The sequence below is a fragment of the Bradyrhizobium sp. B025 genome, assembly GCF_042257955.1.
Taxonomy (GTDB): domain Bacteria; phylum Pseudomonadota; class Alphaproteobacteria; order Rhizobiales; family Xanthobacteraceae; genus Bradyrhizobium; species Bradyrhizobium diazoefficiens.
This window is the reverse complement of the sequence record NZ_CP170150.1, coordinates 1,237,340-1,263,747: the sequence shown is the minus strand read 5'-3', so window position 1 is coordinate 1,263,747 and position 26,408 is coordinate 1,237,340. Positions and strand designations below refer to the sequence as shown.

The following is a 26,408-nucleotide window of genomic DNA, read 5'->3' as shown; positions in this document are numbered from 1 at the left end:
GCGTCTCACAGGGAGACGTTACCATGACCCAGGAACAGAAGTCATTCGCGCGAAAGTCGGCATGCTGGAATTGGCCAAGCAGCTCGGCAACGTCAGCCAGGCTTGCCGGATGATGGGCTATAGCCGCGACAGCTTCTACCGGTTCAAGGAACTGTACGACAAGGGCGGCGAGCTGGCGCTGATTGAGATCAGCCGCAAGAAACCGGTCCTGAAGAACCGTGTCGCGCCGGAGGTCGAGGCAGCCGTCGTTGAGCTGGGGATCGACCAGCCGGCCTGGGGTCAGGTGCGGGTCAGCAATGAGCTCAGGAGCCGCGGCCTGTCGATCTCCCCGTTCGGCGTGCGGGCGGTGTGGCTGCGTCACGACCTCGCCAACGTCAAGAAGCGGCTGACGGCGCTGGAGGCCAAGATGGCCCAGGACGGCCTGGTGCTGACCGAGGCCCAGCTCGTTGCGTTGGAAAGGGCCAAGTCCGAGAAGGAGGCGCACGGCGAGTTCGAGAGCGAGTGCCCCGGCTATTGCGGTGCGCAGGACACCTTCTATGTCGGCAACATGAAGGGGGTCGGGCGGATCTATCAGCAGACCTTCATTGACACCTACAGTAAGGTGGCGTTCGCCAAGCTGTATGATCGCAAGACGCCGATCACGGCGGCCGAACTGTTGAATGATCGCGTGGTGCCGTTTTTCGATGCGCGGGGCATCCCGCTAAACCGGATCCTGACCGACCGCGGCACCGAGTATTGCGGCAATCCGGAGCATCACGAATATGAGCTCTACCTCGCCGTCGAAGACATCGATCACACCCGCACCAAGACGAGGAGCCCACAGACCAACGGCATTGTCGAGCGCTTCCACCGCACCGTGCTCGAGGAGTTCTATCGCGTCGTGTTCCGCAAGAAGATCTATCCGAGCATCACTGCCTTGCAGAGCGATCTCGATGAGTGGATCGCTGCCTACAATGAGGTGCGCCCACATCAGGGGCGCTGGTGCTACGGCAAGACGCCGATGCAAACTTTGCGTGACGCAAGTGCTCTGTCGAGAGAAAAATTGTTGCCGGCTGCGTGGGGTCGCACATGAAACCTTTGTCGGACACCTGCCGCGACAAAGCACTCGCTGTCAGCTCAAGTCCCTTCTTTTACAAAGTTTTCCGTCTTGCAACACTCAGCGGCCTACATTCTCATCCGAGCGCCGATGTTCGCCACACCCCGCAATGGCAAGCTTGCTTGCGCGCCGATTGGCGATCCTCCGGACTGCGGGCTGATAACCCTCCCGAAAGGAGTGTTCTCTCCAGGCTCCATGCTTTTGTAAGATAGAGCTTGATGGGGCTCGGCGCTGCTCAGGCAGTCCGCCAAGCCGATGGAGGCATGAGCGCTGTCACCGGATGGCTCACCGCCGCAAGACGATACCTCACCGGATCCCCAGTCGAGCCATCTGCGCTGAAGCGTGCTCCGGATCGGGGAGGGGCTGCCACGGCTGGCCAGCGGCGGTGCTTAACAAGGACTTGCAGAACACAGGAGTGAGCCTGCCGCGATGGATCACGACATTGTCGTGCCCCTCGGCGGCTCGAGCGCTCTGCCAGTGCCGATTGTAGCCGCGCTGTTCGTCGGACTTGACGTGGCAAGCGGCGAATTCGCGATCGCCCAGCGTTGCCAATTGCCAGGCATTTACCGGGCGCTTGGTATGGATGTGCACCCACATCGGCCTTGGCATCGCACCGCTGCGCAGCGCCCTGGGCTGCAGCTTGATTTCGAATAGCGTCCCCGGCTCTCCCTTCAAGGCGTGCGGTGGATCCACTGACGCCAGTTCTCCCGCTTCCCGCAACTGTTCTAGGTATTCTTGCGATGGAAACGCATAGGTCTTCGTGCAATCGCTTGTGATTGCTGCCTTTCGCGCGTTCAATGAGCTTGCCTGTCCCTGAACCTCGGACCACATCCTTGTCAGCCGGACTATTTTTTCGTGCACTTCAGGCACTTGCGCAGGCGTGAGCAGGCCTCGCCGGCGAGGCTCCTCCAGCGCGGCTACACAGGCCTCAATCTCGGAGGACTGCGTCTGCATGCGCTTGATGACGATATCCAACACGTGTTCGGCGTCCTCGGGCTTCATGTGGCGAGCTTGCGAGGCGGCGCTTTGCTGAGCCGGCAGATCGAACTGCAGCAACTGGTCCAATCGCTCAAGTAATCCCGGCAGTGCTTTCCTGGATGGCGGAGCCATCCACATCTGGAGGTTATCGGCCGCAGCGGATGACGCGCGTGCCTGCTCCGGAGTGGCGAGTTTCTTTGTACCGAGATCCGAGAGCACGATGACCTTGCCCGCCGGGGCCGTCGCCGCATCGGGCCTAGCGAGTTGCGGCGTGGCGGGGCTGGCCGTCGAACTCCCCTCTCCTGCGGCTGCTGCGGGCCTTGCTTTGCCCGTTCTGCGCGCCGGACTGCCTCCGCCCGCTGGGCCAATATTATCCGGAAGCGCAGCCCAAGCCGGCGGTTCAATCGTGGCTTGCGTCTTTGGCTGCAATGCCAGCAGCCGCATGACTTCGTTCGCCGTCACCCACGCAGCTTCCACGATCTGGTCCAGCAACGGCAACGGAAGGTCAGTTTCCGTTGCAGTCCCCCTCAGGCTGTCAAGCATGCCGCTCAGCCCCGATGCAAATTCCGAAAGTCGTTCCATGACTCCTTCCAGAACGGCGCGATGCTCCGCTTCGAGCGCCGCTCCATCGCTGTACAGAACGGCTTGGGCCGTCGAGACGAACGCCGGAAAAACATCTCCGATGAAGGCCCCGAGCAGGCGCACCCTCCCGCTCTCATCCATGAGGGCGTCGCGCACGTCTGGTTCCAACGTGCTCGCTTGCGAGTTGACTAAAAGCTCCACGAGAGCGATCCGCGATTGCAGATACATGCACTTCGTAAAGAGCGCCCAGCCCGTATGATGCCTTAGTGCGGCATCTTCGGCCGTGCGCATGGCGGGCGTGCTGCCTGGAAGGTGGGCGGTAGCGGCACAGACTGACTGCATCCGCTCACAGCGCAGCACCTTCTTTCCCCACAACTCCATGCATGCTGCATAGTGGTTCGCAACGCTTGTAAACAGGCGGCTCAGCTGTGCAGGCGAGGCGATGTCTTTGAGGCTGTCGAGCACGCCTTGTGCTTTCTTTCTGCTCTCCTCCAGCTCGTAGATAATCTGGGTCGCCACTTCATTACATTCGTCAGCCTCCCTCACAGTGTCATCGCGGAGCCGGCGAGCCCGATCGTTTGGCAGAATTCGGCGCGCCAAATCGGGTGGCAGACTGGCGTAGTACGCCAGAACTGTTGCGCCTGCTTTGACGACCTGATCCATCAGATCTTGTCTCTCCGGCAAGTTCCGGGCATGCCCGGCCGCTCGGCGGCAAGCTTCAAGTTCCTCAAGCAGGCTGCTCAATTCTCGCTTTGCTGCCTTTATCTCCTCCCTCGTTGGCGCCGCTACGTCCGAAGTTGGCGGCGGGTTCGCAAGCGTCGCCGCTCTCACATCAGGCTCAGACCGTATCCGCCCTACGACGGCATCGAAGGACTGATCGCGTTCCCCAGGGAAGAGACCAGACTCCGGGCTCGAACGGCTCGATTCCCTAATGCTTTCGGCTCCCGCGGCCTCAAGCTCTGATGGACCAGCTCGGCCAATGCCTTTCATGCTTCATCTCCGGATAATTGAGGGTGCGCAGCCTGTCTGGATAGGCCGACTGGCTGACGACTAGCTGACCAAGAGCATTCATCCGGATGCGCAAGGAAGAAGATGCGGCCTTGTGTTCGACTTCTATCGCAGCTTCCATGCTGCTGGAGTAACCGCGTCAGTTCCGGTGTCATCAGCTGAGACGCGAACAGGCCAGACGCCCCCTTATAGAAAACTGACAGCTATAGAAAAATGACAGTCGCGTGCACCAAGCATTCGCCTCACGTATCGTTCTTCACGGGCGATTCAACGTCTGCCCGGTTATAAATAGCTGCCGACAGAACCTTCGCTTCTATCCATTCATCTGCGCAGTTTGAAGAAGCCAAGATAGTTCACATCAATCCACACCCACCGCACACCGGCGGTCGAGACTGTCCCGATCATGGCCTAAGCTTCAATCCGCACGGGGAGAGCGGAATAGCCGTGCACGAAGTTAGATGCAATTCGCTCGGGTTCGCCGACGACCTTGATCTTCAATCCCCCATCCAAAATCTCTTCCCAGAGGACTCTCAACTGCAGTTCCGCAAGGTGTCGGCCAAGACAGCGATGGATTCCGAATCCGAACGAGAGGTGTTGCCGCACATTCTTGCGGTCGATCACGAAACTGTTGGCGTTCTCAATGACCTCTTCGTCTCTATTGCCGGAGATGTACCACATGACGACCTTGTCGCCTGTCCTGATCGGTTTTCCCCCAACGATGCTGTCTATAGCAGCAGTGCGGCGCATATGTGCGATCGGCGTCTGGTATCGAATGATCTCAGACACGGCGCTCGAGATCAACTTGGGATTGTCAGTTAGTTTCCGCAGTTCGGAGGGGTACTGGCTCATGAACAGGAGGCCGCCGGTAATCGAGTTGCGCGTGGTATCATTGCCGCCTACGATCAGTAGAATGAGGTTCCCAAGAAACTCAGTTGGCTCCATATGGCGTGTGACGGGTGAATGCGCCATCAAGGAAATCAGGTCGAGGCGTGGCTCGGCATTGATGCGCTCGTTCCAAAGCCGTGTGAAATAGTCCAGGCACTCCGACAAGATGGTGCTTCGCTTGTCCCAGCTGTCGATGGCATAGCCTGCTTTAGGAGTTGTAACAGCTGCGTCCGACCAATAGGTCAGGAGTCGCCGATCCTCAAATGGGAAGTCGAACAGCGTGGCGAGCGTTTGCGTCGTCAACTCTATGGAGACCTTGGTTACCCAATTGAAGACTTCATTACGCGGCAAGCCATCGAGAATCATCCGGACCCGAGAGCGGATCAAGGTTTCGAGCCTCGTCAGGCTTTCCGGCCCGACGATCGGACTCACCGTGTTGCGCTGCTCGGCGTGCTGGGGAGGCCCCATCTTGATGAAACTTGGGGTCCAGTGCTTATCAGGCACCTCGACAATGGTGACACCTTGCTGTGACGAAAACGCGTGGTGGTTTGTGTCGACCGCTACGATATCCCGGTATTTCGTTATTGACCAATATGGACCATGAGCGCTATTTTGACAGTAGTGAACGGGATCTTCTCTTCGCAACCGCTCGAAGCAACCCCATATGCTGTCGTCTTGAAAGCGCTTGCCCTCGCTTACATCCAGCTCGCTGAGCGGGATAATATATCCATCATCCGCTCTATGGATTTCCAATCGCCTGTTCATAACATCTCCGCAGATTTTGTTCGCGAGAGCTTACGGATCCAAACTTACGATTCACCGGTTTGAGCTGTCGTGGCGTTTGGCTGTGACAAGCTACCCGAACAGACTATCTCAAAGTGCGGCTAGCCAGCCCTACCATGTCGGGCAGTAAGGATCGCATTGACTTTCCGGCTCCATCTACTCAATGGATCGCTGAGAGCTGTCACCACCGCTGGCCTCGCCGTTTCCGGGAACGGCATCGGCGTCAACATAGTGGCTGTCGTTGCCCTGACGGCGAAGGAGCTGGTCCGGCTGCCGCGGCTAGGTCCTGTTCTTCCCAGTGACACCGTCCTGCGCCGCCCTAACAGAGGCCGCCGACGAACGTCATCGCGCTGCCCGATCGCTATCTGAGCGCTACCGCGCGAGCCCAGCGCGAAACTTCGCCTTCATTGAGGGCTCCTACAACCGAACTTGGCTTCATTCCGCTCGCATATATCGCCCCAATCGACATGGAGCTAAGAGCCACCTAACCCCGTCTACTTTTTCGGGCGAAGATCTATGAGTAATCGACTCGCTACGACTGCTTAGGCAAATCGATCCAGATATCCTGAGCACCATTTAGGAGCGTATCCTGATCTGGAACATAGATGCTATCGGAAACCGTGAGGCCATGAGCCATTGCAGCCCCAATAATTAAGAATGGGAGCTTGACCTGCTCTAAATCTTTGAAATTATCAGCGTCGACAATCCGAACAAACTCGAGTCTAAACTGTCGAAACTCTATCCGAGATGTCGCCGACGCGACCAGATCCTTCACGCTTGACGCTCCTCGGGCGATCTCTTCTCTTGAACGGTTGAGTGCCGTGAAGAGACAGGACAGCTCATCAAGCTCGGAACGGTTAAATCGCCTCAAGCGCGACGAAATGGGCACTCCGTTCTTGTATCTCACGGTCGGCACAAACCTTATCTCGCAATCGAGAAGCAGGTCTGCGACGGCGCGCTTTACCAGGATCGCCTGACCTATATCTTTCAGGCCGAAGTAACTGCGAGTTGGCCTCGAATAGCAGATCCAGCGGATTGCTCCAGTAACGGCTTCCTTCAAATAAGTTTCAGGCCCCCCTAAACGCAAATCACAGTCACCTTGCGATACATACGTTCGATAGCCGACCGGGAACATTTCGGTGTCGCTCGACGAAATCACGGCAGTTGCTCCTGAACGTAGGGCAAGTCCAATATCATCGTCCAAATTGAAATCGTAGCTCCCACCTGGTCTAAGCTGGATCTTGTTCGGGTACACTGTGACGATCGCGACATCATTCTCCAATGCCGCTCTTCTAATCAGCTCTGCATGCCCAAGATGCAGGGCGCCGAGAGTGTGGACCGTTCCAATCGTCTGACCTGTTCTCGCGACCTCCCGGATGAACGCCTTGCCTGCGGAAAGACCTGTCAGATGCATCTTCTTACTCCGCTTTTTGAACGCCAAAATAGTGGCGCGTTCGGATCTCGGAAGGCGCGCCGCCCAGCGTCTCGTGGGCCGCGCACGCCAACGAGCACCAAAGAGGTTTTACGCCCTCTCACACCTCGACCACCGCACGAACTGTCCAAAGCTCGCGCGCACTGTTCTTGCAGCTCCGAAGCAGTCAGGTTGACCCTTCTCGACCCCGTCTGATCACCGATGAGAATTCAGCCAGATAGCTTGATGGTTCGCGCGGCTGCCGCCCCTCCAGAGCGACCTGCAGTCCCCGACAACGGTCGGCGAAAAATGGTGGCTCGAAAGTGGTTATCTTAGCGCCCGAAAAGTCCACCTTTACGAAACTGGCCTGGAACGGCGATATCCCACTCAGGTTCGCATCGCGCAGGGACGATTGGTTCATGCGAACGTATGCGGCTCGCGTTGCCTCCAGGTTACTTTCGGTCATATCCGCGGCGAGATATGCCTGAACGAGATTTGATCCCTCGAAATTTGCGTGATTCAATGCCATTGATTGCGGCGGATCACCGGTGATCATCGACCTGTAGAGGTAAGCTTGGGATAGGTCCGCATGCTCCAGATCGCAGTCGCGCACAAAGGCGCAGCGGCCGCGAAAACCGGTGAATTTGGCCGCTCGCATTGTGCTCTCTGTTATCGAAATGCTTTCACCTGATGCGCTAGATAGATCCGCCCCATTCAGCTGACAGGAGTGAATAGATGCACCGGTAAGCACGGCACCCACGAGGTTCGCGTCGGACAGGCCTACGGACAGAAGCCGCGCCTCGGTCAAGTCTGCCTGTTCCAGCTCCGCTCCCGCAAGATTTGATAGGTGAAGATCAGCGAATGGGGCGCTCAGGGCTCTCGCCCGAATCCGCCCGCTCACCTTTGAGAGTCTCAGATACGGAAGATGAGCGCCCTCTAAGACGAGACCATCGATCGAGATGGGACGCACGATCGATAAACAGTCTCCCTTCGACTGAAAGAACGAGCAATCCGCCAGATGCGCCTTCGTGATCGTGACCTGGCTCAGCTTTGCGAAGCGGAAGGACGCTGAAGGGAGGAAGCATTCATTGATGGTTGAGCCCTGTAATTCCGCGCCGTCGAATACAGCATCACTCGCGTCGCACTGGTAAACGAGGAGCCCGTTGAGCATCGCGTTGTCAAAGCGTGTTCTTTTCATGCTGCAACCGTGAAAAAGGCTGCCGGTTGCATCGATTACATTGCGCAGACTGGCATCATCGAAGTTGCAGACCTGCGCTGCCATCGCATGCATATAGGCAAAATCGAGCTTGGCCCCCATGAAACTTGCCCGCTCTAGCCCCGGACAGATAAGGTTCGCCTCAGAAAGATCTGCTCGATCCAACTTTGTTCCGTAGAGCTGCGCGCGATTGAGGGTACAGCGTCGCAGCGGGAAATCTGATAGGTCATGACCGCTAAGGTTCTCGGAGGATAGCTGCAAGCCAATCCCGGTCCTTCTGATTGCCTCCTCGGTTCGCCTCCTAACAGCAGCAACCGCCAGCAGCCGGTCGGCAGCCCGGCTCCAGTACCGAACGAACTCGCCATCTGATGAAAGCTTGTCTTTCGGATCTGAGTAGTGCTCTGCCCCTTCATTCACGGTGCACTCGCTATCAGCGCCGATCCTTTGCGACATGTCGAGAGTTCCGTACTGCCAGGATTACGAGGACCTCTTTGTGCTTGGCATGGACGCAGGCTGCGGGCTTTGTGGCGAACTCGCCGGGGGATTTGGTGACACGACGTGTCGACGAGACTCTTATCATGTCGCTGTCCGCGGCGGCCGACGCTTGACCACGTCAGCCGAATTCTTGTCATGCGTGTCCACTGCCAATCGGTGCAATTGTCTACCACACCCACCAACCCTGATCCGTTGTTTGGCAGCGCTGATATGTCCGAAAGTGTGTTTCTTTTCGCCAGCTCTTCGACACTCCACATCACTCTCCATTAACCCGAATGCGCAACATTCTAGGTCTTTCTTCTTGTTCGGAATGGACCCGCGGCTTGCGGGCGGAACAGTGATCGTTCACCTAGCTCTGCACTCAGCCTGGCCTTACCTCATCGGCAGCAACAACCGTGCCAGCCGCATCAGTCGGAATTGTCGAGCTAAATCGGCAGCGTAATTTCCACATGGGCGCAGAATGTTCTGATTCTGACAAACACGGTCCCGCTGACAGAAACCGCATTATGGTCGCTACGCCACCTTGAAAGCAAAAATTCCGACTTCGGTTGCAGGAGGGCAAGAGCCGCAGTCCTTACGGGCACGCAATCGATCAATTGCAATTCGACACTTGCGGATCGCCGGCCTCCTGGTTAGCCAAAGCTCGCGATCGGCTAGGCCTGCTCCGCGAGCCGACGGGTCCATCTATGGGAGAACGAGTTGGGCCGATCGAAGTCGCACCCCCGTGGCTTGTTTTGCGACTAACGCTCGGCGCGCCGACGCGATCCATCGCATCAGTATTCCCAACAATGGATCTTCATGCCACGCGGCCCGGTCAGAGCCCGATGGCCGCGGCATGATCCGGCGTTAGTATCCCCAGCAGCTTCTTGAAGAGCTTTTCAAAGTCCTTCACGGGGAGCCGATGCAAGCTAGTCCAGGCAGGCTGCCCCATGCGGCTCAAGCTTACGGTAAGCGGGCCCTCCCCCGGGCTGCTTCCCCATAACCTTTCATACGGTACTGCCATGAAGCGGAGAGCGGCAATGGCCCATCTCGCCAAAACTCTGCTCCGCAATAAACAACAGGCTCGCCGGCACAGACGCAATGGCCACGGGCTTTCTTCAAGCAATTGGGTCTGGTCAGCTGTTCGACAGCTAGGCTTTCTAGCATAACAGCATCTTTATCCGGACTGGAGCCCGACTCGAACACAAATATCTGGACGAGAAGCATGAGCTGGATTGCCGGTCAGGGGCCTGCCGCACGCCTCAACACCGGACGTTCGAGAACCAGACCGGTGCATCTTATACAAACTGCGCCCGTCTCAGTTCCTGCTCCTGATCTGATCAACTTTTGCATGACGATATTGAAGGCCGACAAAAGGAGACCGGAATGGCCCCATTTGACAACGTCAACCCATCCGAGGCTCGGATGCATAACCTCGATCCACAACAGGAAGAGACGGCGCAAGCAGACTTTGAGCATCGGCTTGGAGAGGCTCAGCCAATCCTCGCATCATTAGCTTCACCCGCGGCTGGATCGAACCCGACGGTAACGGACGGCAACAAGAAAGCGCAAGCTATCCCTGAGAACGAACGGTGCGCGGCTGCATCGTTCGTGAGAACGCGCGGTCAGCTTGCCGCAACGTTGACTTGCGCTAACCTTGCGGAACTCAGAAGAGACATCGAACTCGCTGCGCAAAGATCAGCACAATGGCCAAGAGCGACTGGATCGTCAGCCTATCGCGTCGACAGTGACCGCGTTTACGACGACGTGTTGGCATCGTCATACACGGAGCTGCAGCGCTTTCAAAACCACGCCAGCCACTGCAGGCCACATGTGTTGGACCGTCAAAGCGCGATGGCCCATTTGCGTTCCATGGCGGCTTTGCGTTACGAGCAAGCTCCCTGGAATATCTGGGGAGGCCAACGACTAGATCTGGGCCGCGCAGCGGCAGAGCACATGAGGGGCGATACCAATTCTTCGCCTTTTGTGTCACTGTCCGAGGACGCCTCACTACTGCTCGTTTCGCCGGACGACGACAAGGAGTTTGGCGCCAAAGTCATCGCGGAAAACGCGAATGAGTTGCACACCTACACGGTGCCGAGGGTCACAACTTGGACGGCGGAAGACATCGTCAGTATTCTCGAGGATGGAACCGAAAATGATGAACCCGATCTGGCATGGGTGAGTGCTACCCCAACCGAAGAGCGTGAGGTACTATTTCTGGGTGGGAATCTGGACGACTTTCGGACGGCCAGCGCATCGAATCCGTACAAAAAGTCAGGAGCAAAAGGCTGATGACGCAGGCTCCGGAAAGGGTGATTTGCCTTTTCCGATGCTTGGAAAAGTCGAAAACAGCGTTCATGCTATAATCCTCCGGTCCGTCTGCCCGGCGAGGGGGAGCGTCAACAACGCCGGTCCTGGCTGGATCCGCTTAAATATGATGTTCTCACGAGGGCCGCGGGCAGCGCGTGGACGTAGCGAGATCATCTGGACGTTCAACCGAGAGGTATTGGCTCAGCCCCATACGACGACTGCATGAGCCGCCGATCTTCCACCTCAAAGATCGAATGGAGATCGGCGACATTCATGAGTTAGCTGAGCAACAAGTTCAGGCAACTTGATCCTTCCCTGACGAAAAGACGGCTAGAAAGAGTCTGGCAGTCCTGACGATCGAAAAGATCCGTATCATGCCCGGCGAAGCTGTCCACACGATGGAGGATCAAGTCTACGAAGCGCCCGTCTGCTCTGTGCTCTTCGTTACCAGATGAACTTTGCGCCATCCGGCACTTCGCAGATGAATTCGCCTTGATTCGCGAGTTCGGTGGTCCCGACGACAAGTTTGGAGGCTCGCACCGTCAGCTTGCCTTCGCGGCTAAGGCTATGGCGGATGTACTCGGTCACGGCATGTCCGGAGCTGTCGACCGTTTGATGAGCATTGGCGAAGCTGATGCCGCTCTGGCTGGTCACCCTGAAGGCATTGATGACCAGACCGGCCTGCGTCGCCGACGCAGGTTTGCCACCATCCGCGTTGGTACAGTGGGTCATATCGAGGATGAGCTTCACATTCTTCCCCGCTTGGAGGGCTCTGAGTACTTCAGTGTATTTCGGCGAGGGGTCGTCGGCTCTTGCCGGCGCGCTCGCGGCCGAAAGCAAGGACAACAGGATCGTTAGTCCTCGGCCAGTAACCTTCATATGCTCTTCTCCCTCGATAAGTACCGCCGATTGCGGCCTCCAAGTCGTGATGCTCGCGATGCGTTTGGCTGATTCCAGACAACAAGCGCGCTCGTACAAAGCAGCCTGTCGCAACGACGCGCAAGACGTTGTAATGGCTATTCCGACATCACAACCTCGTATGTTAGGTTTGCGGAAGTGGCTTAGCTTCCCGCGCGTCGACTAGACCGGCTTGATCCAGCGTCGTCCGCTTGGAAACAGCAAACCAAACCGGTTGCGCTGGTCCGCCACAGGCCTCTCGAGCGAGAGAATGTAGTTCTCGCCTCTGCATAAGTAGACGATCTACGAACGCGCCTTTCGCCACCTCAAGCACCGGCTCGTCCATCTTGCTGTGCACGGGCTGTCTGCCTTAGATCACGCGTCCACAATGAAGTGGTGGGCGCGTCCTGGCGTGCCGATCCGAACAATCTCAGGCATCCAATAGCAGCCCAATCGAACACCAATGCCAGGAGGCAAACGGCAGCACCGATTTTGATCCGACGCTTCGCGCGACTTCCTTCCGGCTGGCTGTTCGCCATGCTGACTGACTCAATTCGACTCCGTCAAGAGCTGAAACTAAATGGCGCCCTCTCTGGTCTGTCAGCTTCTCGAAAGCTGCGCCTGCAACAATCTAGGCTGGCATCCGGCACTTCGAAGGGAGAGAGATATGAACGTTGATCCACGAAATGCTGTGGACACTCCCTTTGAGGTTCACAACGTGGTACAGCAGGCGCGCCGCGTCCATGGACAACAGGATGAGCTTGGCGCCGAGAGCAGCGCAACGGCACACAATTCCGAAGATCAAGCAAGCTTCGAGCAGCAGCTGAATGACTTGGATATAGACGACCTCGATTCGGCCTACCCGACGCCGCCTTCACTCTGCTTAGCGGCAAATTCCGCGACTGCCACGTCCTCGTCTGCGCCAGGCGAGGCCGCCTCGGAACCCGGTAGCTGCCCAGCCCCATCATTTGTCAGTGCCCGCGCTCAGCTTGCAGCAACACTGACAGGTGCCAATCTTGAAGTGCTTCGCAATGAGATCGACCTTGCCGTGCAGCAGGCGGCGCGCTGGTCACCGGCGAGCGCACCTAGCATTGACCGAGACGGCGTATTTGACGACGTCGTGAGGTCGTCTTATGTCACACTGCGGCGTTTTCAGAATCAGAATAGTGACTGCAAGCCGCATACGGACGAAAACACAAGCGCCATATTGCATGTTCGCAACACGGCTCGGGATCATTCTTCCATTGGAGATCATCCAGAGCGGTATCCTATTGACCGGGCGCGCCAAGCTGGCTGGCATATGCGCGGCAAGACAACAACATCACCCTTCGTATCGTTGGTCGAAGATCCGGCGAAACTCGCCGTTTCTCGCGATCATTGGGCGAGGGCGATCGCCAACAATGCGAACGCACTGCACACCTACACTGTTCCGAAGCACAGTGTCTGGACGCCAGACGACGTGATGAGCAGCATTGCGCTCAGAATGAATGCTGAAGACTACGACAACATCGATGCGGACGTCGATTTGATGTGCTCACTTGGCAGAACGCCAACGAAAGAGACCGAGCGCCTGTTCTTGGGCGGAAACTTGGAAAGCTACCGCACCGGCAGAGAAGAAAATCCCTATAAGCGCGAGAGCAATGAGTAGATGGTCTCTCGGCCAAACCGTTGGGCTGGTTCGTTGGTTTTCAAGCACCCAAACTCCCAAAAGAAAGACCTTGAAGCGGCGTACCAACTCCGCACACGCAGAACAGCTTAAGCTTATGCGGCGACCGGCGGCCCGATCAACTCGCCGGTCGAGCGGCAGAGCGGTTGGGTCTCCGACAAGATGCACTTCCGGCGACGCGAGGATGTCGGACAATCCTCCTCCTGTGCGCGCTCGTTGGAGCATCCCGGCGCCTTGGACATTGTGAGTTCGAACGACATACGAGCTCACGGCTGGCTGGCGGCTTTGGTGGAGTTACGCCGCTGAACGCGCTGCGTCCCTCTCTGTACTCGGTCTGAAATTGGCCGCGCGGTCAAGCAACAGGTGTTTCGGCCGCGATCGCATCGGGCATTCGCTCCCCGCGATAAGCCGCGCTGTTACAAGACAGCCGATCCGTCACCTGGATGCGTTCCATCAAAACAATCGATTTTGCGGAGCGCGCCTAAGAGGCTCATAGTCGATCGCAATATAAGGAGGCCGCATTCAAGATGACGTCTGGCAATCGATTCTCTCCTCAATCCCTTGCCGAACAACTTGGCTCGAGCGATCGACAGTCTTCACCTCGAACGTTGCTTCCTGTTCATCAAGTGGACGTCCACCTCTCGCCACGGTCTCCCCGCTAAATTGACACGCATGAGGCGGATCGGATCGCCCCGCTCCTGGTGTCATGGCTTACCCCGCTTGCCAAGAGCGCCTGCCTCTTCTGCACTCAATAGCGCTTCTGCGAGACGTTTAATTGGACGGACGAATGCTCACGGCTTTGTACACAGCGAGACGGACCGCCGCGCGCAGTTCGACGGCATGGTCGAACTGTGTCGCCGTTGCCTCACAACGATTCCAAACTGAAGGCACCCCGACAAAGAGCATTCAATTGCACTTGAATCTCACCTCGCGTCAGATTGTAGGATTTCCGACAGTCTCGCGACACAGTCCGCTCGTGTGAACTCTTCCTGACGGGTACCAACAATTGCGAACGTCTCAAAAACTCAATGCTCGGCCGATTCGGTTGATCACACTACCCAACTCCTCCTTTTTAGAGCTTGCATCGTTCATCTGCTCTGTGAGGGCTGGGCGAAGCGCCGTCTTCGCAGGCAGACCTGGATCCAGCGCGCGAGAACAACGCGGGCAGTCTTTGTTTCGCCTATGCCGACGAAAGGCAGAGTTCCTGAGCCGTGCACCCGATCCGACGACATGGAGCCGGCGTCGCCGCCTCAGACAAGGCACGACAGCAATGCCGCACGTAATTTGTCCTTCATTGGCAGCACTAGCTCAGTTGGGACGGAGAACGCCTCGGAAGCGACCGAGCATTGGAACGGTTGACATCTTACTTGGATAACGCCGGCAAACGAGAGGACGTCTGTCCCGAAGGACGCGTTGATCGTTTCGTCGCTTCTCGGCCTTTTACGCCCCATTGGCCGGCACATAGCGCGCGAAGTGTCTTTAGCGCGGAACACTTGCAATGCCGCGACTTGACGGCACTACGGCCAACAGCCTCGCAAGACTGACCGCGGATCAAGACGAACTGGGAAGTATTCAATGTCGGTTTCGCAAGCCTGTTCGACGACAAATACAGCTGATCTCGCCCGTGCCTTGCTTTCGCTGGGGCAGTCTCGCGCGATCACTACCGCTAGCATTCGCGCAGCGCATGCAGGCATTGCTATGTGCCGCCCACAGATGCATCAGTGCGCCGCCAGGGCTCTCAACCCCGTAAGTCATCGCAGAGCTCTTGCCAACATAACGGATATGTTGAGCTGCGCCGCCCGCCCAGGCGACCCGCCGCGAGCCGTCACATATCCGATGTCAATGGATGCGCATGCATCGGTCGCCTGCCAACAAGCTCTTGCGGGTCGTCTACGGCTTTTCGAATTCATGCCAGACCGGCAGCATCCAGTCGCCGGATCTCTTGGTCAACCCTAACACGCTCAAGTCTTGCCGAGGACGGACGAGAGGCGATGGATGCGAATTCTCCTGGTTGATCATCATGCGGACTTTGGCCGCGCTGTGAAGGCAACGCTCGTGAATTGCGGGTTCGCGGTGGACGTGACGCCCACGCTGGATGAGGCGTCAGCCGCGCTGGATTGCGCAAACTACCACCTCGTACTGCTGGAGTCCGTCTTGCCGGATGGGGATAGTTTGGACTGGTTGAAGCAGTTGCGGCGCGAAGGACGATCAATGCCGGCAATGATGATGAGCAGTCTCAATGATCTCAGCCGCCGGATCGCGACCTTCAATGCGGGAGCGGATGATTTCCTGCCCAAGCCTGTGTCGATCGACGAACTCATCGCTCGCATGCGGGCCATTTTGCGAAGGTCAACGCAAATGACGGCGCCGGTCGTGACATTCGGGAATCTGCATTTCGATCCGATCGCCAGACAAGTCTCGGTGGGTGGCCGGATCCTGAGGATTGCTCGGCGTGAGGTGTGCATTCTCGAGCATCTGCTCAATCGCGCCGGCCGCACTGTGCCGCGCGCTTCGCTGGAAGATAGCTTGTACGCGTTCGATGACGAGGTTTCGACCAATGCGCTGGAAGTCGGGATTTATCGCTTACGCGCGCATTTGAACCAGGCGGGTGCGACGCTCAGAATCAAGACCGCGCGCGGCGTCGGTTACACTCTTGAACTCGTTGGCACAGCATCGGCTGCCTAGCAGCGTCACTTAAAGGCAACAATCGCTTGAAGGTCCTTAATAATGCCGCCGGCGCTACCCAGCCGCCTGCGATCACCAACCCACAACGCTCTGCCGCTCTCAATCGTCTCTGCTACCTCCTATGCGGATTTGCTTTGCTGTTTCCGCTTGCGGCCTCAGCCGAGACCAAGCGGGACGGCAAAGGAGAGATGCCACGTGCGGCACCCGGCAGCACCACGGGCACGCTCAATATTACCTCGTCACAGGGAAAGACGGTGCATTTGAGCGCACCGGCGGCGACCATTTTTGTCGCCGACCCTGCAATTGCCGATTATCAAGCTCCGTCGAGCAGTACAATTTTCGTGTTCGGCAAAAAGTCCGGGCGGACGAGCCTGTTCGCCCTCAACGAAAACGGCGAGGCTCTTGCCGAGCTGCGTATTGTGGTAACCCAACCACTCGAGGATCTACGGGCCGCGCTCAAGGCCGAGGTCGGCGACTATCCAATTCAGGTCAGCTATACCCCGCGCGGGGCGATCCTTAGCGGTATAGCGCCCAATGCCGATGTCGTTGAGGCTGCGAGGAAGGTCACTGAGCAATTTGTTGGCGCGGGCGCCCCGGTCGTCAACAAGATCCAGGTCGCCGGCTCACTGCAGGTAAATCTCAGCGTGCGCGTAGCAGAAGTCTCCCGCACCGCCGTCAAGGATCTCAACATCAACTTCACCGCCTCGGGCCCAAACGGCGCTTTCCTTGCCACCGGCAAACCGGGAGGGTCCGGCAGGGCTGGCGGCGGCGGCACGATTGGGATCGGGTTTAGCACCGGCAATATCAACCTCAGCGCTGTTCTCGACGCTCTCGCCAGTGAGCACCTCGCCTCAATCCTGGCTGAGCCGAACCTGACGGCAATGTCCGGCGAAGCCGCAAGCTTCCTCGCCGGCGGCGAGTTTCCGATCCCAGTCATGCAGGACAACAGGCAGGTTTCGGTCCAATTCCGGCAGTTCGGCGTGAGCTTGGAATTCGTCCCGACAGTGCTCAGCAACAACCAGATCATTGTCCGTGTGAAGCCCGAAGTCAGCGAACTATCGACCGAAGGCGAAGTCAAGATCAATGGTATGGCGGTTCCTGCCCTCTCGACGCGGCGGGCGAGCACCGTGGTCGAGCTCGCCAGCGGCCAGAGCTTTGCAATCGGCGGCCTCATCAGGCGCAACTTCAACACTGATATCGGCGAGTTTCCCTGGCTCGGCGACGTACCGATCCTTGGTGCGCTTTTTCGCTCTTCATCGTTTCAAAAACGCGAAACCGAGCTAGTTATCGTTGTTACACCTTACATCGTACGGCCGGGATCAAATCCAAGCCAGATAAGTATTCCGACCAACCGCATCGCACCGCCATCAGATGCAGGCCGCATCTTGACGAACACGGTGGCACGGCCGCCTCAAGGCCGCGATGCGCCGCGCGCGAGCGCACCGGGACTGACGGGCAACGCCGGCTTTATCATCGAATGAGGATCGACATATGAACATGCGATATTTGTCCCATTCGATTGTCCTTGCCGCAATATTGGGGGGCTGCGCAAATACTGCGTCGATCCATCCCAATCCTGCCGAACAAGGAGTCCAGGTCGAACAGAAAAAGCGTGTCTTGCTTCTGCAGAGCCTCCATGCCCTCGAAAAGCTTCAGCTGCGTAATTTTATCGCCGACGCAAGTGGTGGCCGGCGGGATGCGCTCCATGTGGATGTCAGCGGCTCCCATAAGCTCATTGCGCAGGTGGCGCACGAAGCACGCGCCATGGGGGTTGTTCCCTCTAACATCCGGCTGTCCGCTTCTCCCCTCAATTTATCGGGCCGTTCCGCCGTCAGGATCGAGGCGATTACGTTTGAAGCGCATCTTCCGAACTGTCCGTCGCTTTTGATCGCAGGACCAGCAGTGGACGACAATTCGTTCGAACCGACTCTTGGTTGCTCGACCAAAAACAACCTGGGAGTGATGGTGAACGATCCGCTCGACCTGGTTGATAATCGGTCTGTCAGCACGGTAAATGGCGATCGCGCCGCCGCTCCTCTTGCTAGTCACTCTACTCTCGCAGCGCGCAACAAGGGCAACGGAGAAGATGGAGCAAGCACGACAGCGCCGGACGCAGCGGGACCAACAACACAGAATGTGCAGCCGCTCCGATAGGCGCTTTAAGCGCTTGTCGGAACCTACTGTGCAGCACCTGGCGCTCAGGCGCACGAGCGATGCTGCAAGGCGCAGAGAAGGCAATTGCGAGCCATCATTTATCCTTTCATTCTACCTTTCCGCTTGGCGATGTCAGGTTTTGGAAAGCAAACGTGAGTAGCGAAATAGCGAGAGAGCGAGCCCTGCGGACTGAACATGGACCGATTCAACACGATCAACCCAGCCGATAAGGCGTCCGCTGCGTCGGATGCCGCCGTGGAACAGCCGGATCAAAAGCATGTGGCGTTTGAGCAGCACCTGGCAGGCGTGCGAGAGGCGGGCCCTGTATATCCGCACGCGGCGCTTCATGATGTCACTGAGGAAGACGATCACCTCATCCAGGCGGCATCGGCCGCTGCTCTCAATGGAGGGCCGCCGCCGAGTGAGACCACCGTCAAAATTTATGATCGTCGGCTTCGCAAATTCGCCGAGGGGCTGAAGAAGTCCGGCAAATCAATTGCTGGGCTCGATGACGATGCCTTACTCGCTAACGCTAGGAAGCTGCTGCCAAACGACAGGGTCATCGCGCCAGCATTGTTAATGATCAGTCGGTACCGCGAGCCCGACGCCAACGCTCGCCCCCTCTCAACACATTATCGTCCTTCCAGGGAAGATGAGGGTCTTATCAGGGATGCCGCCGAGGCAGGTTTTGGTCGACAGATCGGCAGGAAAACGGCCGAGAGCTATGCGAGCGGACTGCGGAAGTTGGCGGTAGCGCTCCGACCCTTGTCCATTGCCGACCTCAGTGATGATAAACTGCTCGGACACGCGGATAGGTTGTTCCCGAAGGACAAGATGCTCATCTCCGCCTTGAATGGCCTTCGGGACTATCGCGCCATTACCCTGCAGACCAATTTAGGCGGAGAAGGAGGCAGTTCGCGCCAGGTCATCCAGCCGTCCACCCCCTCAGCTATGCCGGCCGATGAGCAGCCGATTGGGGACGATGCAGATGAGCGCAGCTCACGGCCGCCGGGGTTCAATGCTCCGCAGGTCTGGCATGGAGTGGGGTTGGCCGTCCATTCGCCTACGGAAAGTGTCGCCCAGGACGTGCTTTTCGATGCTGCAGAAGCCGAGAGCTTCTTGCCGGCGACCATGCTTGGGCCAACGGTCAGTTCAATGGTTCACTCGCCGGTGCAAAGTGTCGATCAGGAGGCGCTTTTCGATGCCGCGGATCGTGCGAACCTTTTGTCGGCGGCGACCTCCAATGCGCCGGTACCTTGGCCAACGATGAGTCCAACCATTCCCTCGCCGGTGCAACGTGTCCCTCGGGACGCGCTTTTCCATGCCGAGGGTCGCGAGAACCTCTTTCGCGCGCTGACCTTCGATGCACTGGTGCCTGGTCCAATGATGAGTTCAATCATCCACTCGCCGGTGCAAAGTGTCCCTCAGGACGCGCTTTTCGATGCAGCGGACCGCGAGAACCTTTTGCCAACGCCGACCTTCGATGCGCTGATGCCTTGGCCAACGATGAGTCCAACCGTTCCCTCGCCAGCGCAGAGTGTTGCTCAAGAAGCGCCTTTCGATGCCCCTGCTTGGCATCCGAGCTTGCGGCAGCCCGATTTCGCCTCTGAAGACCACTCTGGACAGATGATGAACGAAGGCGCTGCGGCGCAGACCACCCTTGAGCAGACGATCGCAGCAGCCAGCGAAGCCTTTGATGCGTCTTTGAGCGTTCCCGAACATTTCTCCCACGGGACTCAGGCCGCGCCGAATATGATGCACAGGCTTCGCCGCTGGGGCCTCTTGCCGGATGCAGCACAGCGGGTAAAGGCCTACGACATTCGAGGTGAGCGCTATATGGCCGTCTTGGGACCGGGAGGGCTCAACGATGTTCAGCTCGTCCATCTGCTGTCGCCCGCTGTCGGCGATACGTTTGATGTTTCTTTCGCCGTTCCCAAGAATTTTTCCCATCGCACCCAGCCGGCCCCCGACGAGATGCTGTCCAAGTTAGGCGAGTGGGACTTCTTGCCTGTTGTGGAACATCCAATCATGAACTTTGAGATCGGCGGCGAACGCTACACGGCCATCTTGGGACCGGAAGGGCCCAAGGACGTTCAGCTCATTCATCACCCTCGGCCCGCTTTGCCGGGCGAAGCTAGGCCTGCGGCACTGAGGACTTCCTCAGATATCTACGGCGGTCTTGCGCCAGGGCTTGATTCGGCGGCTCCGTTCGAATGGAGTAGGGACGCTCCCTCGGCGCTGGCGCCGAACCTTCCTCTGCCGTCTGCCGCACCTGCATCAGGCCATCAGCCAGTCCCGCAAGTGCCTGAACTGGGAGAGTTCTTGGGCGACGGCTGGACGCACGCCTCCCAAGAGGCTTCGCCCGCCGTGATCGACATATTGCAGAATCTAGGCCTTCTGCCGAGCCGGGACGTCCCAATGACCGCTTTTTTTATCCACGGTCAGCTCTACACGGCAGAGAGCCTACCGGGAAGCCGCGTTCTTCTCTTCCATCAGCCACAATTTGGCTGAATGAGGGGCTCGTCGGCACCTCGGACAGCTGCTCAGGCGGACCTAAAACCACGTCTGATCCTCCTTCCGGAGATCTTAGAAGCACGCTTCAACGATGCCGGGCGGTGAGCAAATCCGACCTTTCCAGTGCCACCATGATCTCAAGCAGCTATCGATCAAGTAAGCATTCGGCAGCACCGCACTCTGCAGAGCAAGAGAGGCGCGGTCGAGTAGCTCAGCCATTTGGCTTTCGCCCTCACAGATCCGGGCGGGCGGATTTCCCGCACCCGGCTCTTCCCGAGGGTAACCCGCGTCATATCCGCGCCTGCGCCCAAGTGCGAGTGATGCGTGGAACGGGCAGAGGGAAGCGTGCCGTCAGGGTGTCGAACTCCGACCAGCCCATGCGCCGACTTTTCTGGCTGCGTCGTCTCAGACAACGTAGCCAGATCCGACGCACTTCGCGGTAGAAGCCGTTGAGCGCTGGATAATTGTGCGGCCTGCCATAGTAGCCGTAGTGCCCGCGCAGTGCGGCGGCGAACCGCTCGTGCTGCGTGGCCAGTGGCGCGTGCATGAGCCGCCAGGCGTCCTGGCGCAACGCCGTCAGCTTGCGCGTCAGGCGTTTCCCTTCCGTCTTGTGCTTCACGATGAACCGGCCATCTCGGGTCCGCCCGCAGTAGTGGGTGAAGCCGAGGAAGGCGAAGGTCTCTGGTCGCCGCTCGCCGCGCCGCTGACGCGAGACGGCCGCGAACCGGCCAAACTCGATCAGCCGCGTCTTGCCCTCATGAAGCATCAGGCCAAAGCTGGCCAGCCGCACCTTGAGGGCCAAGAGCATTTCCTGGCGCATCTGCCTTGCTCTCGAAGCCCATGACGAAGTCGTCCGCATAGCGCACGGTCACGACGCGACCGCGGGCATGACGACGACGCCATTGGTGGGCCGCAGCCACAGCTCGAGGAGCCGTAGGATGCGAGGATCGGCGATCCTGTGCGCCACCATCCGCAACAGCCACTCGTGGTCGACCGAGTCGAAGAAGCTGCGTATGTCGGCATCGAGCACCCAGTTCACACGCTGGCTCATGATCGCCGTATGCAAGGCATCAAGCGCCATATGAGGATTCCGCCCCGGCCGGAAGCCGTAGGAGAACCCAAGGAAGTCGGCCTCATAGACGGCGCTCAACACCTCGGCCACCGCGCTTTGGACGATCTTGTCCTCGAGCGCCGGCACACCGAGAGGCCGCTTACCGCCATCGGCTTTGGGGATGTAGACTCGCCGCACCGGCTGTGGCCGGTAGCGACCAGTGTGGACCCGTCCGCAGAGGTCGCGGATGTTATCCGTGAGCCCCTCTTCGTACTTCGCCATCGTTACCCCATCGACCCCCGCGCTGGCCTGCCGCTTTTGTCGTCGAAACGCCCGAAGCAGAGCGTCCTCGTCGATGTGGTGCAGCAAGGCCGTGAACCGGGTTTGGGCAGCCCGCTTGGCCGCCGCGTTCACCCGATCGAGGTTCGGCGGCAAGGCAACCCGGCTCTGTGTCCGGACCCTGGCCTTCTCGCGCGGGCTCCCCTCGGGCTGGCCCCTTCCCTCCATACGTCTCGTTTCCTTCGACGACTTCACAGGTACTATGGACCAGTCCGACTCCCGACCTCAGCTCGGACCGCGGCTCTGGCAGTGCCTCGCCGCTGTCCCCCACTGGAGACCAATCCAGTGGACCCGATCGGGCCTCTCATGTTCCGATGATTGCCTTCCATGCGTGATGCGGCCATCGACCCCGACGGAGCGGCATCGTCTCGCATAACGACGATGCTCATGCTGCCTTCGTGACTAGGGAACACACTCGGCCTCCGGCTGATGGCGCTGGTGGTCGAAGGCATGACCGGCGCGGCATGTGCAGTGAGATCGGCGACAACGTGAAGGCCTTCCTCAACCGCCCGCTCTAGGGCGATCGGCCCTATCTGTGGATCGGCCACGTACGTGAAGCTGCGTCAGCAGGGGCGCATCGTCTCGGTCGCGGTGACCATCGCGTCGAGTTAACAGCGACGGCCGGCGTGAGGCGCTCGGCATTGACGTCGGCCCATCCGAAGCCGAGACGTTCTGGGCCGCGCTCCTGCGCAAGCTCGTCCGCCGCGGCCTGCGGGGCTACGGGCTCGTCGTCTCCGATACTCATGAGGGATCACGGCCACGGTCGGCGAAGTTCTCAACGCCACTAGCGCTGCCGCGTCCACTTCATGCGCAATGCGCTGGCACGTGCCGGCAAGAGCGCACGGCGCCTCGTCTCCGCCTTCATCGCCACGGTGTGCGCCCAGGACGATGCCGAGGACGCGCGGGCGTAATGGCGCTGCGTCGCCGACCAGCTCCGCTCCCCTGCCAAAGCGCGGCGCCTTCCTTGCAGCGCCGGATCCGCTACTGACGGGCAATGCACGGCGGCGGGCAGGAACTCATCTTCCGTCAGACCTCCGGCTCTTGCGATTGATTTGATACGCAAGCGGCTGACCGCTGGCGTTGTCACGTGACGATCTCCTTCATCCCGCTAATCCCGAATCTTTTTCGATTCGCCTGTGCGATGTAGTGCGCGGGCTTCTTCGCCATGTTTCTGAACTTGGCCACTCTAGAATCAGAAATGCCGTCAGTTGCGAGTTCCTTGCGTGCAATGAAAATTCAGATCGAAGCCCGTAGCACGAGTAAGTACGCGGCAACGGGCGGTGCTCCCGCCGCTCTTCGTAAATATGAATGTGCATCACGTCTTCGACCTCTGGACCCACGAGTGGAGAAGCAGCGGCAGCTATGCCGGCGGCAGTCTTATGGGCTTCGAAATAAAACCGAGGTCCTACGCCTTCTCGACGCCCTGCGTGAGCGAATAGCGGAGTTCGGTCTTTCGCTAAATGAGGAGAAGACCCGGATTCTGAAATTTGGACGGTACGCGGCCGAGCGCCTCTCGCGCCGGGGCAACGCCGCCCGAAGACGTTCGACTTCCTCGGGTTCACGCACATCTGCGCGGTGCACCCAACGAAATCCGCACTTCACAATGCGGATTTCACGGATCGTGAGCATCGATTTCGCGCGATCGTGAGCACTGAATTCAGACGATCGTGAGCAGCCCGCTACGGCCGATGGGAGATAGAGTCAGTGTTCTGGTTGCCGTCAAGGGTGATGGTTTTGGCGCTGCGTTTTCGCATGCTTTCTCCGGTGAGCTGGAGGCGGTGGGCGTTGTGGACGAGGCGATCGAGAATGGCGTCGGCGACCGTGGGGTCCCCAATGGCTCCATGCCAGGTGTCCACGGGGAGCTGACTTGTGACGATGGTGGATGCGCGGCCATGTCGGTCCTCGAGGATTTCGAGCAGATCGCGGCGTTCCGCGGCGGTGAGCACCGATAGTCCCCAATCATCCAAAATCAGAAGCTGAGCGCGGCCGAGGCTTTTGAGGAGCCGGGCGTAGCGTCCGTCTCCGCGCGCGAGCGCGAGCGCCTCGAACAGCCTTGGAACGCGATGATAGAGGACTGATCGGTTGTCGCGGCAGGCCTTGTGGCCGAGCGCGCAGGCTAACCAACTTTTGCCCAGGCCGGTTGCCCCGGTGACGAGCAAATTCTCGTGGCGATCGATCCAGCGACCTTCGACGAGTTTGGCGAAAACGGCGCGGTCGATGCCCCGCGGGGTGCGCAGATCGACGTCCTCGACGCAAGCAGTCTGGCGCAGTGCGGCGATCTTGAGGCGCGTGGTGAGCCGCCTGGTGTCGCGTTCGGCGGCTTCGCGGTCGACCAACAGGCCGATGCGATCTTCGAACGGCAGGGCTTCGAGATCGGGCGATCGGCGCTGCTCCTCGAAGGCCTTGGCCATTCCGGTCAGTCGGCGCCGTAGCTTTTGACGAGCGCCAGAATGCCAAGGCAGGTTCGAAAGCCTTGTTCTGGATGGGGCCGGGCGTCGATCGCGGCCTGGAAAAACGCTGCTGTCGAAGGACCGATCCGCTCGCCGGCGGCGATCACCGCGGCGGGGGTCCATTTGCCGTAGCGGCGATGGGCGCTGGGCATGTGGTCGGCGATGGTGGTGTGTCCGCGTCGGTTGGGCGCGCGGGCATGGCTGGCGATCCGCTGGCCCTTGTGGAAGATCTCGACCGTCCGATCGTCGATACGGGCATCGACCAGCTCGCCAATCAGACGATACGGCGCGGAGTACCAATGGCCGTCGACCTCGACATGATAATCGGGAGCGAGGCGGCAGCGCTTCCAGCGTGCGAAGGCATAAGGCTGATCTGGCAGCGGGGTTAGCTTGGGTTTGTCGAGTTCGGCAAACAGTTCGGCGCGGCTTGAGCCGAAGCCACGCATTTGACGAGCATTGAGTTCGTCGACGAGTGTCTTGATGGCGGCGTTGAGCTCGGCCCGGGAAAAGAAGCGCTGATTGCGCAGCCGGGCCAGAATCCAGCGCTGGGCGATTTGCACCGCGACCTCGACCTTCGCCTTGTCTTTTGGGCGCCGCGGCCGTGCGGCGAGAATGGCCGTGCCGTAATGGCTCGCCATCTCGGCATAAGTGCGATTGAGGCCGGGATCGTAGCGGTCGGGGTTGCTGACGGCGGCTTTGAGGTTGTCGCAGACCACGAACGTCGCCGTTCCGCTCAAAAACGTGAACAAGTTGACGTGGGCCCGGATCCAGTCGGCCAAGCTCTCGCTGGGGCAGGCCTCGGCGTAGGTGTAGTTCGAAGCGCCCATCGCCGCGACGAACAGCTTCATCGGCTGCACTTCCCCGGTCAGGGGATCGACGATGTCGATGGTGTCGCCGGCGAAATCCACGAACACCTTCTCGCCGCCCAGATGAATCTGCCGCATCGAAGGTCGGACCCGCCCCTTCCAGGCCTCGTAGGTAGTGCAGAACCACGTGTACCCGAAACCGTCGGGATTAACGGCGCGATACTCCTCCCAGAGCAGGCGACGGGTTACGTTGCGCCGGCGGAGCTCTTTATCGATGTAGCTCCAGTCGGGCACCGGCCGCTGCGGGCTCTGAGACGCTGGTCGTGGGGCCGGGAAAAGCAAAAGCTCCAGGTCTTCATCGGTCATTCCCTCCGGAAGCGGCCAGCTCAACCCAGCAGAGCGGGCGCGGCTCAGGTAGCTGTGCACAACGCCGTTGCTGACGCCCACGCTCCGCGCGATGGCCCGCTCTGGCAGGCCTTGAAAATGTTTTAACCGAAGGACTTCCTTGATCCGGCGCATCGACAATCTCTGGGTAGGCATTGGACTTCCTCGTTAACCACGAGGTCATCCCTAAGCCGGTTGAGTTGTCGGCCGAAGCGCTGCAAGGCTCCGAAAGCCTTGCTCACGATCCCGCGAAATCGTTGCTCACGATCCCCTGAAATCCGCGCTCACGATCCCGCGAAACGCGCATCACAATCCGACGGGTGACAATCGACTCCCGCAATGCCAGGATGGCACGATACGACACGGCGTAACGAACCGCCGCCAGGCGTTCATCGTTGATACCGGCGCGTGGCTCCGCCGCGTGTTGCAGGGATACCTGAACTACGACACCATTCACGGGACTCTGATACGGGCTCGGGCCTTGGCCCGGTGCGATGCTTACGCGCTGGCCCGCCGAGCGACCACAGCGCGTTCTGCAGACCCTCGGCCAGGGCGACGAAGCTCTCGCCCCAGGACTGGTAGTCGCCTCACGTGTCTCGGCGATCAGCTTCGGATGTTGTCCGTGAACAAGCCTCCAAGCACTTGATTGAGAGTCTGTTTTCCGGTTGCGGCGGCATTTGAGATTGCAGGGGATTGGGGCTTCACAGCAAAAACCT

General features: G+C 59.1%; 15 protein-coding genes and 2 pseudogenes. 8 read left to right on the top strand and 9 right to left on the bottom strand.

Annotation, left to right across the window (positions count from 1 at the left end):
* Positions 1–61 precede the first annotated feature (61 nt).
* On the top strand, positions 62–1,072 hold the full coding sequence (locus ACE10W_RS06025) for an IS481 family transposase (protein WP_011084661.1): 1,011 nt from the start codon (positions 62–64) through the stop codon (positions 1,070–1,072).
* Positions 1,073–1,402: 330 nt separating this feature from the next.
* Here ACE10W_RS06025 and ACE10W_RS06020 read toward each other — a convergent pair whose 3' ends face one another.
* The 4 genes from ACE10W_RS06020 to ACE10W_RS06005 form a co-directional block, all read right to left on the bottom strand.
* Entirely contained in the window at positions 1,403–3,646 is a 2,244-nt protein-coding gene (locus ACE10W_RS06020; RefSeq protein ID WP_018648290.1) for a hypothetical protein, read from the bottom strand.
* A 426-nt stretch (positions 3,647–4,072) separates the two neighbouring features.
* The gene (locus tag ACE10W_RS06015; RefSeq protein WP_011084659.1) at positions 4,073–5,314 is read right to left on the bottom strand and encodes a cytochrome P450; all 1,242 of its coding nucleotides are present in this window, start codon (positions 5,312–5,314) and stop codon (positions 4,073–4,075) included.
* Between the two features lie 550 nt (positions 5,315–5,864).
* A complete protein-coding gene (locus ACE10W_RS06010; protein WP_011084658.1) occupies positions 5,865–6,746 on the bottom strand; it encodes a pantoate--beta-alanine ligase in 882 nt (293 codons plus the stop codon).
* 184 nt (positions 6,747–6,930) lie between these two features.
* Positions 6,931–8,412 (bottom strand): pentapeptide repeat-containing protein, encoded by a 1,482-nt coding sequence (locus ACE10W_RS06005; protein WP_304550874.1) that lies wholly within the window; start codon positions 8,410–8,412, stop codon positions 6,931–6,933.
* Between the two features lie 1,407 nt (positions 8,413–9,819).
* Here ACE10W_RS06005 and ACE10W_RS06000 point away from each other — a divergent pair.
* Entirely contained in the window at positions 9,820–10,728 is a 909-nt protein-coding gene (locus tag ACE10W_RS06000; protein ID WP_014497924.1) for a hypothetical protein, read from the top strand.
* 462 nt (positions 10,729–11,190) lie between these two features.
* Here ACE10W_RS06000 and ACE10W_RS05995 read toward each other — a convergent pair whose 3' ends face one another.
* Entirely contained in the window at positions 11,191–11,625 is a 435-nt protein-coding gene (locus ACE10W_RS05995; protein ID WP_011084653.1) for a VirK family protein, read from the bottom strand.
* Between the two features lie 685 nt (positions 11,626–12,310).
* Here ACE10W_RS05995 and ACE10W_RS05990 point away from each other — a divergent pair.
* From ACE10W_RS05990 to ACE10W_RS05970, 5 genes are all read left to right on the top strand, one after another.
* Positions 12,311–13,291 carry a hypothetical protein gene (locus tag ACE10W_RS05990; protein WP_014497925.1) on the top strand — a complete coding sequence of 327 codons (981 nt, stop codon included), beginning with the start codon at positions 12,311–12,313 and terminating at the stop codon, positions 13,289–13,291.
* 2,013 nt (positions 13,292–15,304) lie between these two features.
* Complete coding sequence (locus ACE10W_RS05985) at positions 15,305–15,994, top strand: response regulator transcription factor (protein WP_011084649.1); 690 nt, start codon at positions 15,305–15,307, stop codon at positions 15,992–15,994.
* A 26-nt stretch (positions 15,995–16,020) separates the two neighbouring features.
* Positions 16,021–17,475, top strand: a complete 1,455-nt coding sequence (locus ACE10W_RS05980; RefSeq protein WP_018647881.1) for a type II and III secretion system protein family protein — start codon at positions 16,021–16,023, stop codon at positions 17,473–17,475.
* Positions 17,476–17,485: 10 nt separating this feature from the next.
* Entirely contained in the window at positions 17,486–18,148 is a 663-nt protein-coding gene (locus ACE10W_RS05975) for a CpaD family pilus assembly lipoprotein (protein ID WP_011084647.1), read from the top strand.
* Positions 18,149–18,343: 195 nt separating this feature from the next.
* Complete coding sequence (locus tag ACE10W_RS05970; protein WP_018647880.1) at positions 18,344–20,659, top strand: hypothetical protein; 2,316 nt, start codon at positions 18,344–18,346, stop codon at positions 20,657–20,659.
* A 292-nt stretch (positions 20,660–20,951) separates the two neighbouring features.
* Here the strand turns inward: ACE10W_RS05970 and ACE10W_RS05965 are convergent, their stop codons facing one another.
* Positions 20,952–21,482 carry a maturase gene (locus ACE10W_RS05965; RefSeq protein WP_223153746.1) on the bottom strand — a complete coding sequence of 177 codons (531 nt, stop codon included), beginning with the start codon at positions 21,480–21,482 and terminating at the stop codon, positions 20,952–20,954.
* Positions 21,483–21,530: 48 nt separating this feature from the next.
* Entirely contained in the window at positions 21,531–22,148 is a 618-nt protein-coding gene (locus ACE10W_RS05960) for a reverse transcriptase domain-containing protein (RefSeq protein WP_223153747.1), read from the bottom strand.
* A gap of 371 nt (positions 22,149–22,519) precedes the next feature.
* Here ACE10W_RS05960 and ACE10W_RS05955 point away from each other — a divergent pair.
* Positions 22,520–22,960 (top strand): annotated as a pseudogene (locus ACE10W_RS05955) (transposase); the annotation flags it as partial.
* 771 nt (positions 22,961–23,731) lie between these two features.
* Here the strand turns inward: ACE10W_RS05955 and istB are convergent.
* Both istB and istA read right to left on the bottom strand, forming a co-directional pair.
* Positions 23,732–24,463, bottom strand: coding sequence for an IS21-like element ISFK1 family helper ATPase IstB (istB, locus tag ACE10W_RS05950; protein ID WP_014497992.1), 732 nt, complete (start codon positions 24,461–24,463; stop codon positions 23,732–23,734).
* Between the two features lie 8 nt (positions 24,464–24,471).
* Positions 24,472–25,848, bottom strand: a pseudogene (gene istA, locus ACE10W_RS05945) (IS21-like element ISFK1 family transposase); the annotation flags it as partial.
* Positions 25,849–26,408: the final 560 nt, after the last annotated feature.